General features: G+C 64.7%; 12 protein-coding genes. 11 read left to right on the plus strand and 1 reads right to left on the minus strand.

Going from position 1 to position 12,633, the window contains the following annotated elements:
* Window positions 1-54: 54 nt before the first annotated feature.
* From B0G83_RS23700 to B0G83_RS23710, 3 genes are read left to right on the plus strand one after another with little or no spacing between them, the layout of a single operon-like run.
* On the plus strand, window positions 55-1,116 hold the full coding sequence (locus B0G83_RS23700; RefSeq protein WP_105509842.1) for an ABC transporter substrate-binding protein: 1,062 nt from the start codon (window positions 55-57) through the stop codon (window positions 1,114-1,116).
* 33 nt (window positions 1,117-1,149) lie between these two features.
* The gene (locus tag B0G83_RS23705) at window positions 1,150-1,758 is read left to right on the plus strand and encodes a cysteine dioxygenase (RefSeq protein ID WP_105509843.1); all 609 of its coding nucleotides are present in this window, start codon (window positions 1,150-1,152) and stop codon (window positions 1,756-1,758) included.
* Window positions 1,755-3,356, plus strand: a complete 1,602-nt coding sequence (locus B0G83_RS23710) for a rhodanese-related sulfurtransferase (protein WP_105509844.1) — start codon at window positions 1,755-1,757, stop codon at window positions 3,354-3,356. Before B0G83_RS23705 ends, B0G83_RS23710 begins: the two co-directional genes overlap by 4 nt.
* Before the next feature lie 56 nt (window positions 3,357-3,412).
* Here B0G83_RS23710 and B0G83_RS23715 read toward each other — a convergent pair whose 3' ends face one another.
* On the minus strand, window positions 3,413-4,324 hold the full coding sequence (locus tag B0G83_RS23715) for a LysR family transcriptional regulator (protein WP_105509845.1): 912 nt from the start codon (window positions 4,322-4,324) through the stop codon (window positions 3,413-3,415).
* A 198-nt stretch (window positions 4,325-4,522) separates the two neighbouring features.
* Here B0G83_RS23715 and B0G83_RS23720 point away from each other — a divergent pair, with 198 nt between their 5' ends.
* From B0G83_RS23720 to B0G83_RS23755, 8 genes are all read left to right on the plus strand, one after another.
* The gene (locus B0G83_RS23720) at window positions 4,523-5,461 is read left to right on the plus strand and encodes an ABC transporter substrate-binding protein (protein ID WP_105509846.1); all 939 of its coding nucleotides are present in this window, start codon (window positions 4,523-4,525) and stop codon (window positions 5,459-5,461) included.
* 522 nt (window positions 5,462-5,983) lie between these two features.
* A complete protein-coding gene (locus B0G83_RS23725) occupies window positions 5,984-6,535 on the plus strand; it encodes a hypothetical protein (protein WP_105509847.1) in 552 nt (183 codons plus the stop codon).
* A gap of 22 nt (window positions 6,536-6,557) precedes the next feature.
* On the plus strand, window positions 6,558-7,511 hold the full coding sequence (locus B0G83_RS23730) for a patatin-like phospholipase family protein (RefSeq protein WP_105509848.1): 954 nt from the start codon (window positions 6,558-6,560) through the stop codon (window positions 7,509-7,511).
* Between the two features lie 360 nt (window positions 7,512-7,871).
* On the plus strand, window positions 7,872-8,561 hold the full coding sequence (locus tag B0G83_RS23735; protein ID WP_105509992.1) for an ABC transporter permease: 690 nt from the start codon (window positions 7,872-7,874) through the stop codon (window positions 8,559-8,561).
* Between the two features lie 4 nt (window positions 8,562-8,565).
* Window positions 8,566-9,279, plus strand: coding sequence for an ABC transporter permease (locus B0G83_RS23740; RefSeq protein ID WP_105509849.1), 714 nt, complete (start codon window positions 8,566-8,568; stop codon window positions 9,277-9,279).
* A gap of 88 nt (window positions 9,280-9,367) precedes the next feature.
* Window positions 9,368-10,159, plus strand: a complete 792-nt coding sequence (locus B0G83_RS23745) for an ABC transporter ATP-binding protein (RefSeq protein WP_105509850.1) — start codon at window positions 9,368-9,370, stop codon at window positions 10,157-10,159.
* Window positions 10,160-10,184: 25 nt separating this feature from the next.
* Window positions 10,185-11,234 (plus strand): GlxA family transcriptional regulator, encoded by a 1,050-nt coding sequence (locus tag B0G83_RS23750; protein WP_105509851.1) that lies wholly within the window; start codon window positions 10,185-10,187, stop codon window positions 11,232-11,234.
* Between the two features lie 113 nt (window positions 11,235-11,347).
* On the plus strand, window positions 11,348-12,583 hold the full coding sequence (locus B0G83_RS23755; protein WP_105509852.1) for an aspartate aminotransferase family protein: 1,236 nt from the start codon (window positions 11,348-11,350) through the stop codon (window positions 12,581-12,583).
* Window positions 12,584-12,633 lie beyond the last annotated feature (50 nt).

Genomic DNA, 12,633 nt, shown 5'->3' on the forward strand with positions numbered 1-12,633 from the left:
ACACCAAAAGCCGAACGCCGAACGCCGAACTCAACCCCACGGAACACCCCTCCAATGATTCAGCGTTTCGATACGCCGGCTTCGCCCCGGCGTCGCCGACTGGTGGCCGCGTTGCCGGCCGTCACGTGGCTCGGCGCGAGCGGCGGCCTGATCTCGTCCGCCGCCTCGGGCGCGACGCCTGCAACAACCCGGAGCACCACCGCCAGCACCACGCAGTACCTCGACTTAAGCAAGGTGCGTCTGCGTGTCGCGACCTACAAAGGCGGCGACGCCACCTTGCTGAAAACCGCCGGCTTCGCCGATACGCCTTACACGATCGACTGGGCCGAATTTCAGTCCGGCAACGCGATGGTCGAAGCGATGAACGGCGGCTCGCTCGACATCGCCTCGGGCAGCGAAATCCCGCCGATCTTCGCGCGTCTGCAGAATGCTCAGGTCCGCGTGATCGCCGTCTACAAGGACGACGTCAACAACCAGGTCGTGCTGGTGCCGAAAGGCTCGCCGATCCGCTCGATCGCCGATCTGAAGGGCAAGCGCGTCGGCTATCTGCGCGCGACCACCACCCATTACTACCTGCTGCGGATGCTCGAGGAAGCCGGCCTGTCGTTCAACGACATTCAGGCAACCTCGCTCGCGCCGCGCGATGGCTTTGCGGCCTTCAACGCCGGTTCGCTCGACGCCTGGGCGATTTACGGCTACAACGTACCGCTCGCGATCTCGCGCTCGGGCGCACGCGTGCTGAAGAACGCGAACGGCTACCTGTCGGGCAATTACCTGTACTACGGGCATCCCACGACGCTCACCGAGCCATTGCGGCGCGCCGCGTCGGCGGACTTGCTGGTGCGGCTGCAGCGTGCCTGCACATGGTTGAGCCAGCATCAGGACACGTACGCGAAAGTGCTGTCCGCCGAACTGCGCGTGCCGGAAGAAGCGATCGTGTCGCTGTATCGCAACCAGAGTCAGCCGCGCCGCGTCGCCGGCATCACGGCGGCGGATATCGCCAGCGAACAGCAGGTGGCGGACACGTTCGCGCAGGCCGGGGTGATCGACCGCCATGTGGACGTCGCACCGCTGTGGACCGACACCTTCAACGCCGCGCTCGCTCACGGTGCGTGAGCGGCTTCCCGACACCTATCCTCGGATCATTCGATGACCCAAGCCCTGAGGCCGGACCGCCTGCGCGCGTTCGTCGGCCAAATCGCGTCGCTGGTCGACGCGGCGGCGTCCGAAGCGCATCTACTCGATGCCGGCGGCGCCGCATTGCGTGAACTGCTCGCCCATGACGACTGGTTGCCCGACGCATTCGCGCAGCCCGATCCCGAGCGCTATCAGCAGTTTTTGTTGCACGCGGACGCGCGGCAGCGTTTTTCAATCGTCAGTTTTGTGTGGGGACCGGGGCAGGCGACGCCGGTTCACGATCACACCGTCTGGGGGTTGATCGGCGTGCTGCGTGGCGCGGAAATTGCACAGGCTTATCGCATCACGCCGGATGGCGCGCTACAGGAACAGGGCGCGGCCAAACGCCTCGATCGCGGGGACGTGGATGCGGTCTCGCCGGACATCGGCGACATCCATCGCGTGAGCAATGCTTTTGGTGACCGTACGTCGATCAGCATTCACGTGTACGGTGCAAATATCGGCGCGGTGAGCCGTTCGGTCTATCCGGCCGGCGGCGGCCGCAAAGCGTTTATTTCCGGCTACTCGAACGACGTGTTACCGAATATCTGGAATGTCTCGAAGGAGTCTTCGATCTCATGAGTGTCGTTACCCATTTCCGTACCCGATCATTCGACGACGTGCGCCGCACACTGATCGATCGCGAGGAAATCGCGCTCGTCGACGTGCGCGAGGAAGATCCGCATGCGCGCAGTCATCCGTTGTTTGCCGCTAATTTGCCGTTGTCGCGACTCGAACTCGATGCGCCGGTGCGCCTGCCGCGTCGCGCGGTGCCGATCGTCGTGTTCGATTCGGGCGAAGGACTCGCGGAACGCGCGGCGCTGCGTCTCACCGAACTGGGCTACACCGACGTCGCCTTACTCGAAGGCGGCCTGCAAGGCTGGCGCGCCGCCGGCGGCGAACTGTTCCAGGACGTCAACGTACCGAGCAAGGCGTTCGGCGAACTGGTGGAGAGCGAGCGGCATACGCCGTCGCTGGGGGCGCCGCAGGTGCAGGCGCTGCTCGATCACGAAACCGACGTGGTCGTGCTCGACGCGCGCCGCTTCGACGAATACCAGACCATGAACATTCCCGGCAGCATCAGCGTGCCGGGCGCGGAACTGGTGCTGCGCGCGCGCCAGCTCGCCCCCAATCCGGCGACGCGGATCATCGTCAATTGCGCGGGGCGTACCCGCAGCATCATCGGTGCGCAGTCGCTGATCAACGCGGGCGTGCCGAATCCGGTCGCGGCGCTGCGCAACGGCACGATCGGCTGGACGCTCGCGGGCCAGGCGCTGGCGCACGGCAGCGCGCGCCGTTTCGAACCGATTGCCGACGACAAACTGCGCCTCGCCGCCGCCGATGCCGCGCGCACGGTCGCGGATCGCGCGAAAGTGGGCCGCACGTCGCGCGACGAAGCGCGCCGCTGGGCCGGCGAAGCGGTGCGCACGGTGTATCGCTTCGACGTGCGTACGCCGGAAGAATACGAAGCGGGCCACGTGCCCGGTTTTCGTAGCGCGCCGGGCGGCCAACTGGTGCAGGAAACCGACATGTTCGCGCCGGTGCGCGGCGCGCGCGTGATTCTCGCGGACAACGACGGCGTGCGCGCGAATATGACGGCGTCCTGGCTCGCGCAGATGAACGTCGAGGTGTACGTGGTGGACGGCCTGACGGCCGCGGATCTCGGCGAAAAAGGCGCGGCGCCGGCGGCACGCGATGCGCCGACGCCGCCGGATGCCGATGAAATCACGCCGGCCGGCCTGGTCACGCTGCTGCAAACGCCGGGCACGGTCGTGCTGGATTTCACGACCAGCGCGAACTACGTGAAGCGGCACATTCCTGGCGCGTGGTTCGTGATCCGCTCGCAACTCGCGGACGCGTTGCACAAATTGCCGGCTGCGCAGCGATATGTGGTGACGTGCGGCAGTAGCGCGCTTGCGCGTTTTGTCGCGCCCGAGCTGGCGGCGTCGACGGACAAGCCGGTGCAGGTGCTGAGCGGCGGGACGGCGGCGTGGATCGACGCGGGCCTGCCGCTGGAAAGCGGGGAGACGCGGCTGGCGTCGCCGCGCATCGATCGCTACCGGCGTCCGTACGAAGGCACCGATAACGCCCGGGAAGCGATGAATGCGTATCTGGAGTGGGAGTACGGTCTGGTCGCGCAACTGGCGCGCGATGGGACGCATGGGTTCCGGGTGATTTGAGCGGTGGGCGGCGGGCTGGTTTCGCGCGATCAGGCCTGAGCACAGGACGCGCGGCGTCAGGCCGCGCGTTGCCCCCGGGCGTCCTTGAACTGCCGTTCAATCGCCGCGCCGAAGCGCTCGACCGGCTGCTGCAATTTGCCGAGCACGCGAGGATGCACGAGCCAGATATCGATCAGCGGCTTGAAGTCGCTGATCGGTACGACATCGAGAGCGTCCGCGTAAGCACTGGCTTGAAGCAGCGGCAACGGGACAAGACCGAGCCCATTGCCATCCGCGACCAGTTGCAATTGCAACTCGGTGCCGAGCGTTTCCAGATTCAGCTTCAACGCCAGCCCCAAACCCGTCAGTGTGCGTTGCAGGCCGTCGCGGAAACCGCAGCCATCCGGATTCAAGACCCAACCGATCGACTGGCATGCCGCCAGCGTATGCGCGCGCTTCTTCAGCCGACCTTTTTGCGCGACCACTGCCAGTTTGACGCGGCCGAGCGAGCGCGCAGCCAGCGTGTCGTCGAAGGTCTTGTTGGCCGGCAACAGGATCGCGGCGGCGTCGAGCTCGCCTTGTTCCAAGCGTTGCAGCAACTGGCTGCCCCAGCCGGTCGACGCGCGTGCCTGCAGATCGGGGTAAGCCGTTTTCAAACCGCGCATCGCCTCGCTCAGCGCGATATCCGCGATGGTCTGCGCGACGCCCAGACGCAGTGTGCCGACCGGCGGCGTGTCGCTGGCGACGATCTCGCGCAGCACGTCGAGTTCGCGCTGGATCACGCGGCATTGTTCGTAGACCACGCGGCCCGCGGCGGTCGCTTTCAAGGGGCGCGTGTTGCGATCAAGCAGTGCGACGCCGAGGGCTTCTTCGAAATTCTGCAGACGGCGCGTGATGGCCGGTTGCGTAAGACCGAGCGCGAGCGCCGCCTGTTGCAGCGATTGACAGCGAATCACGGTGACGTAGGCGTCGATTTCGTCGATCTTCATGATGGGTTGAGCGAGAGTGATGGCGCTTGAAAACGCGCTGGATCGGTGGCGTCGATGATACCTGTGGTGTCTCGCATCGTCGCTTCGATGCCGAATAAAATTCGCATATTTGCTTAGCAGAATAATGCGTTTGTCTTATACCGAAGGGCGCTTTATCGTCGACGGCAATAGCGATAAAACCTCGACGTATAGGCATCCATGACGACTTTCCGTGGTTCTCTCGCCCCGCTCGCACTGTCGGCCATGCTGTGCGCGCTGCCTGCGCACACGGCCGATCTACCGGTGCTCAAGGTCGGCGATCAGGCTTTGCAAACGCGCGGCATTCTCGAAGCGTCCGGGCAACTGCACGACCTGCCGTACAAAATCGAATGGTTCAATTTTCCGGCGGCGCAACCGCTCGGTGAAGCGCTGAATGCGGGCGCCGTCGACGTAGGCGGTCTCGGCGACGCACCGCTGGTGTTCGCACTCGCGGCGGGCGCGCGCGTGCGAGCGGTCGCGGCGACCCGTTCGAATCCGCAGGATCTGGCGATTGTCGTGAGCGAGCATTCGCCGTTGCACGATACGGCGAGTTTGAAGGGCAAGCGGATTGCGACGACGCGCGGCTCGATCGGCCACTATCTGGCGCTCGCCGCGCTCAAGAAAGCGGGCATTGCGCCGGGCGACGTCAACTTCGTTTTCCTCGCGCCCGCCGATGCGAAAGCGGCGCTCGCGTCGGGCAGCGTCGACGCCTGGTCGGTGTGGGATCCGTACACCGCGCTCGCCGAAGCGCGCGATCACGACCGCCTGATCGCGAACGGCGTGGGCCTGTCCGAAGGACTCAGCTACCAGGTCGCGACGGAACGCGCGATCGCCGACAAGCGCGTGCAACTCGCGGACTTCCTGCGTCGTGTGGCGATCGGCCAACGCTGGGCGCTCTCGCATCCCGACGAAGTCGCGGCGATGCAGTCGCGCGTCACCGGCTTGCCGACCGACGTGCTGAAAACCGTCTATCAGCGCGGCCAGGTGCATCCGGTCGCGATCGACGACAGCGTCGTCGCCGCGCAGCAGCGCACGGCCGATACCTACGAAGCCGCCAACGTGATCCGCGCGCACGTGAATGTCCGCGCGAGTTTCGACCGCAGTTTTCCTTTGCCTTGAGTGCGGGCCTGACGGCCTGACCGCGCGGCCGCCGCCGCTTGCGAATCCTCTGCCAATTCGGTGTAAACGCGCTCTCGTCTAAATCCGCCGATCCATTTAGATTAACTGCACTTGGAAGGCTTATCGAGGGACCAGGGCGGCCATACAAGCAGCGGTCCGTCACCCCGGCGCTGGCGCAAGGCGAGAGGCCAAGGTCGCTCGCCGTCACGTTCGGAGCGGACCGCTGCGTGTCGTCCCTGGTGCGTCGTGTTGCGGCGAGGGCGCTTCGATTCCGGCGGATTGAGCGTCGTTCGGCTATCCGCTTCGATTTTCCCGGTTGACCGTATCGACCGTCGGCGACGCTTTGCACAGCGTCGCCTTTTTTGCGTGCTGCCGGTGTCGCGCGCAAACACCCTCCACCCATCCCACCATGTACCTCGCTCGCGGTTTTCTCCGCACGCGGTTATCCTGTAGTACACCCTACACAACACACCCACCGCGATGCGGACCGTTACGCCGCCGCATCGCTACAGGAAATTCGCTGTGAGCCTCAAACCGCTAATTGCCGTCATGCTGGCCGCGTGCGTCGCGTTGACCGGCTGCGACCAACAACAGAGCGACCAAGCCGTGCAAAAACTCAAGGCCTTCTTCAACGCCGTCAAACCGGACGCGCTGCTACTGAAGGACATGACGCCGGGCGTCACGACCGAAGCGCAGATCCGCGATCAGATGGGCAAGCCGGAAACGGAGCGCACTTTTACCGACGGTTCGAAGCGCTTCGAATATCCGCGTGGCCCGGAAGGCTTGAACACGTATATGGTCGATATCGATCGCGACGGTAAATTGCAGGCCATTACCCAGGTGCTGACCGCCGCCAATTTCGCGAGGATTCACGTCGGCATGAGCGAGGACGAAGTGCGCCGTCTGCTCGGCAAACCGGGCCAGGTGGCGGTCTTCCCGCTCAAGCCGGAGACGGTGTGGAGCTGGAAGTGGCGAGAGCGGGGCGTGACCGAAGAAGGTATTTTCAACGTGCATTTCGACGAGTTTCACAAGGTTTATACGACATCGCGCTCGGACGTGATTCGCGGGCGCTAGACGACAACAGACGGGGCAAAAAATGATACGTCGACGTCGATACAGCCGAATCGGGCTGGTGTTGGGGGGCGGCGCCGCGCGCGGCTGGGCGCATATCGGCGCGATTCGAGCGCTGCACGACGCAGGCATCAAGCCGGACGTGGTGTGCGGCACGTCGATCGGCGCGCTGGTCGGGGCGGTCTACGCGAACGGCGACCTCGACTGGCTCGAGGAGTGGGTCTCGCGGCTCACCTGGCAGACCGTGGTGCGCCTGCTCGATCTGCGTTTCTCGGGCGGCCTGCTCGGCGGCCGCAAAGTGATCAAGCTCTTCGCGGACAAATTCAACGGCTGCTCGATCGCGCAACTGAACATGCCGTTCGCGGCGGTCGCCACCGAACTGGATAGCGGCCGCGAGACCTGGTTGCAGGACGGCAGCGTGTCCGACGCGGTGCGCGCGTCGATTGCGATTCCGGGCATTTTCACGCCGGTCTTTCACAACGGCGTGTGGCTGGTGGATGGCGGCCTCAGCAATCCGGTGCCGGTGTCGGTGGCGCGCGGCATGCGCGCGGACTGCGTGATCGCGGTGGACCTGAACAACGACATTCTGAATGGCCGCGACTTCGGCGGCGCGGTGGTCGACACGCCCGCCATCGATCCGGACGCGCCACCGCCGGTCGCGCTGCGCCGCAACGGCAAGCCGTGGCCGCGGTGGCTCGCGCCGGCCGACACGCCCGTCACTCGCGACGTGCGCGTGCCGCCCGCACCGAGCGCGCGCGTGCCGTCCATGCTGAGTTCGATCGCGCAAAGCATCGACATCATGCAGGTGCGCATCACGCGCAGCCGGCTGGCCGGTGAGCCGGCGGATATCCTGATCCAGCCGCGGCTGGGCGGCATGGGGATCTTCGATTTCCACCGTGCGGGGCCGGCAATCGAAGAAGGGCGGGCGGCGGTCGAACACATGCTGCCGGCCATCCGCTCGCGGTTGGGGATGGACTGACGCGCTCAGGTGCGCTCGGGCGCCTTCTGGTGCGCCCAGCCGCGCCGGGCCACCCAATTCCACCCGCATCGGCCGCGCCGCGTCTATCGAAAAAGCGACCCGAAACTTGCTAAATCGCGGCGGCGCCTACCGCCCGCGCCGCGCCTTACAACAACATATCCCCTGCAAAACCAAGCGCTGCCAGCGTTCCCGCCCGGCAAACGGCGCAATGTTGCGTCGCAACACGATAGCCCTCCACCATTTGAGCAATTAATTTTCGCTTGGGAGACTCCGCGCCATGCTGAACGCGTCGGACAAGCGGCTGGACCGCGCTGCCGCCGCCGTCCAGCGCATCCTCAAACAACCTGGATGGAGACACGCGTGTTCCTATACGGCTTTGGTCCGGTGTTGCTGGCCGGCACGATCCAGACGATCGAGCTGTCCGTCCTGTCGCTGATGGCCGCCGTGCTGCTCGGCCTGGCGGGCGCGGCGGCGAAACTCTCCTTCAATCGCCCGCTGCGGGCCGTCGCGACCGGCTATACGACGCTGATCCGCTCGGTGCCCGACCTCGTGCTGATGCTGCTGCTGTTCTACAGCATCCAGATCGCGGTCAACAACCTGACCGATGCGTTGAATCTGCCGCAGTTCGATATCGATCCGTTCGTGGCCGGCGTGCTGACGCTCGGCTTCATCTACGGCGCGTACTTCACCGAGACGTTTCGTGGCGCGTTTCTCGCGGTGCCGCGCGGCCAGCTCGAAGCGGGTAGTGCGTACGGCATGAGCGGCGCGCGCGTGTTCACCCGCATCCTGTTTCCGCAGATGATGCGTTTCGCGCTGCCGGGCATCGGCAATAACTGGCAGGTGCTGGTCAAGGCGACGGCGCTGGTGTCGATCATCGGTCTCGCCGACGTGGTCAAAGCCGCACAGGACGCCGGCAAAAGCACCTTCAACATGTTCTTCTTCATCCTGATCGCCGCGGCCATCTATCTGGCGATCACCACCGCGTCGAATCTCGTGCTGATCTGGCTGGAAAAGCGCTATTCGACCGGCGTGCGCCACGCGGAGCTCTAAGACCATGATCGACATTCTCAATCAATTCTGGCGCGCATTTCTGTACTGGGACGGCCAGCGTCTGTCGGGCCTCGCGGTGACGTTGTGGCTGCTGGTGGCGTCGGTCGGGATCGGCTTTGTCGGGGCGATCCCGCTGGCGGTGGCGCGCGTGTCGAAGAAGCGCTGGCTGTCGACGCCGGTGCGTCTCTACACCTACGTGTTTCGCGGCACACCGTTGTACGTGCAACTGTTGTTGATCTATACCGGCATGTACAGCCTCGAATTCGTGCGTTCGCATGAGTTGCTGGACGCGTTTTTCCGCAGCGGTTTCAACTGCGCGATTCTGGCCTTCGCGTTGAACACCTGCGCGTACACCACCGAGATTTTCGCCGGCGCGATCCGTTCGACCTCGCATGGCGAAGTGGAAGCGGCGCGCGCCTACGGCATGAGCTGGTTCACGATGTACCGGCGCATTGTGATACCGTCCGCGCTGCGCCGGGCACTGCCGTTGTACAGTAACGAAGTGATCCTGATGCTGCACGCCACCACGGTCGCCTTCACGGCCACGGTGCCGGACATTCTGAAGGTGGCGCGCGACGCGAATTCGGCCACGTATCGCTCGTTCGACTCGTTCGGCCTCGCGGCGCTGATTTACCTCGTGGTGTCGTTCGCGCTGGTGGCCCTGTTCCGCCGCGCCGAGCGTCACTGGCTGGGTTATCTCGCGGTGCGCACGCACTGACCTGATCCGATCGTGCAACATGGGCATCGCGCGGCGCGCTTGACCGGCGCCGTCGAAGACTGATCCGTATTTTCAAAGGGAGAGCATCTTGCTCCACACGACTCAAACCGAAGCTTGCAAGCTCGCCGTACAGGACATCCACAAGCGCTACGGCGACAACGAGGTGCTCAAGGGCGTCTCGTTGAACGCGAACAAGGGCGACGTGATCAGCATTATCGGCGCGAGCGGGTCGGGCAAGAGCACCTTCCTGCGCTGCATTAACTTTCTCGAACGGCCGAACGCGGGGCAGATCGTCGTCGACGGCGAAACGGTCAAGACCAAAGCCGACCGCGCCGGCAATCTCGAAGTGGCCGATCACAAGCAGCTGCAACGCATCCGCACGAAACTCGCGATGGTGTTTCAGCACTTCAACTTGTGGGCGCACATGAACGTGATCGAGAACATCGTCGAAGCGCCGATTCACGTGCTCGGCATGTCGCGTCGCGAAGCCGAGGAGCGGGCGCGCGAATACCTCGAAAAGGTCGGTCTCGCGCCGCGTCTGGAGAAGCAGTATCCGTCGCATCTGTCGGGCGGTCAGCAGCAGCGCGTGGCGATTGCCCGGGCGCTTGCCATGAACCCGGACGTGATGCTGTTCGACGAGCCGACCTCGGCACTCGATCCCGAACTGGTCGGCGAAGTGCTGAAGGTCATGCAGAAGCTCGCCGAAGAAGGCCGCACGATGATCGTCGTCACGCACGAAATGGGTTTTGCGCGCAACGTGTCGAACCATGTGATGTTCCTGCATCAGGGCCGCACCGAAGAAGAAGGCTTGCCCGCCGAGGTGCTGACCACGCCGCGCAGCGAACGGCTCAAGCAGTTCCTGTCCGGCAGTCTGAAGTAACGCGCGGCTCGCGCCGCTTCAGTTGATGGCTCGCACGTCCAGCCCGGCCCGCACCACCCAGGTCGTCATTGTCGCCTTGCCGCCCGTGTCGATGTCGGGCGTCGGGCCGATCGTCGACGCGCTCAATCTCGCCAACGAGATCGACGGCCGCGCGTTGTACCGCGTGCAGGTGTGTTCGTGGGACGGTCGCGCGGTGCCGCTGGCGGGCGGCGCGCAGTGGCCCGCCGATACCGCGTTCGGCGACGCGGTGTCGTGCGACTGGCTGATTATCGTCAGCGAGCGGTTTCAGCAGTTCGCCGACTACCGTCTGTTTCTCGCGAGTCTGTCGCGCGTCGGACAACGCACGCCGCTCGTCACCGGCATCCATCACGGCGTGTGGTGGCTCGCCATGGCGGGGCAGTTGTCCGGCTATCGCGTGAGCGTCAACTGGGAAACCTACCAGCAGTTCTCCGAGCAGTTCGAACGCTCCATCGTCACCCAGCAGATTTTCGAAATCGACCGCGATCGCGCCACCTGCGCGGGAGGCCAGGCCACGGTCGACTTCATGCTGGCGATGATCGGCCGCGAGCACGGTCCGGAACTGGCGGAGCGGATCGCCGACACGCTCGGCGTCGGCGTGTTGCGCGCGGGCGACGAGCGGCAACGCATTCCGTTCGTGACCGCGCCGGGCGAACGGCATCCGCGTCTGAACGACGCGCTGATGTTGATGGAAGCGAATATCGAAGACCCGCTGACTACTGACGACATCGCGAATCTGGTGGGCGTGTCGCGGCGCCAGCTGGAGCGCCTGTTTCGCCAGTATCTCGGCTCGATGCCGTCCAAATACTATCTGGGCTTGCGCTTGTCAAAAGCGCGCACGCAGTTGCAGCGCACCAGTAAATCGGTGGTGCAGATCAGCCTTGCCTGCGGGTTTTCGTCGGCGGCGCACTTTTCGAATGCGTACCGCGAACGTTTCGATGTCACACCGCGCGAGGATCGTCGCAACTGGATCGACAGGCAGACCGGCGCGAGCGGCGCCGCAGCGAGCGAGCCGCGGCCGGGCGCGCTGATCGAACGGCCGGATCAGGCGGACTGAAAGCCTGGCGCCGCGCACCGAAGCTCATAGAAAGCGTCGCGTATGCGCAAGACGGTTCGCTGACGATTTCCTACACTACCTGTACTACCTCTCACCCGTAACGAGGATTTGCCATGAACGACCTGACAGTGACACGCCAGACTTTCGACGAAGTGATGGTGCCGGTGTTTTCGCCCGCCGCCTTCGTGCCGGATCGCGGTCTCGGCTCACGCGTCTGGGATACGCAAGGCCGCGACTATATCGACTTCGCCGGCGGCATTGCCGTCACCGCGCTCGGTCATGCGCATCCCGAACTGCTGAAGGTGCTGCACGAGCAGGGCGGCAAGCTGTGGCACATCGGCAACGGCTACACCAACGAACCGGTGCTGCGTCTCGCGAAACGGCTCGAAGACCTGACGTTCGCCGACCGCGCCTTCTTCGCCAACTCGGGCGCCGAGGCGAACGAAGCCGCGCTGAAGTTGGCGCGCCGCGTCGCGTTCGAGCGTCACGGCGCCGACAAGGTCGAGATCATCTCGTTTACGCAGTCGTTCCACGGCCGCACCTTCTTCACCGTGAGCGTGGGCGGTCAGCCGAAGTATTCGGAAGGTTTCGGCCCGGTGCCGCAGGGCATCGTCCATTTGCCGTACAACGATATCGAAGCGGCAAAGAAAGCCATCGGCGCGAAAACCTGCGCGGTGATCGTCGAGCCGATTCAGGGCGAAGGCGGCGTGATTCCGGCGGATCCCGCGTTCCTGAAAGCGCTGCGCGAAGCGTGCGACGCGCACGGCGCACTGCTGATTTTTGATGAGGTACAAACGGGTGTGGGCCGCAGCGGCTACTTCTACGCATACGAGGAAACCGGCGTGACGCCGGACATCCTGACCACCGCGAAGGCGCTCGGCAACGGTTTCCCGATCGGTGCGATGCTGACCACGAACGAACTGGCCGCGCATTTCAAGGTCGGCGTGCATGGCACGACGTACGGCGGCAATCCGCTGGGCGCGGCCATCGCGGAGAAGGTCGTCGAGTTGATCAGCGACCCGACGCTGCTGGAAGGCGTGCGTACGCGCAGCGACGCGCTGAAAGGCCACCTCGCCAAGCTCAACGAGCGCTTTGGTCTCTTCAAGGAAGTGCGCGGTAAGGGCCTGCTGATCGGCGCCGAACTGACCGACGCCTTCAAGGGCCGCGCGAAAGATTTCGTCACTGCGGCGGGTCAGCATGGCGTGATCATGCTGATGGCGGGGCCGGACGTGCTGCGTTTCGTGCCGTCGCTGGTCATGCCGCTCGACGACATGAACGAAGGCTTCGCGCGTCTGGCGAAGGCGATCGAAGAGATCGTCGGCGCCAAGGCCGAGGCCGCGTCGAAGTGAATTTTCGCGCAAGACCGATGACGCGCCACAAGCACGGAATCATGCGTCAC

Source organism: Paraburkholderia sp. BL21I4N1 (genome assembly GCF_002973525.1).
In the GTDB taxonomy this organism is placed as follows: Bacteria; Pseudomonadota; Gammaproteobacteria; order Burkholderiales; family Burkholderiaceae; genus Paraburkholderia.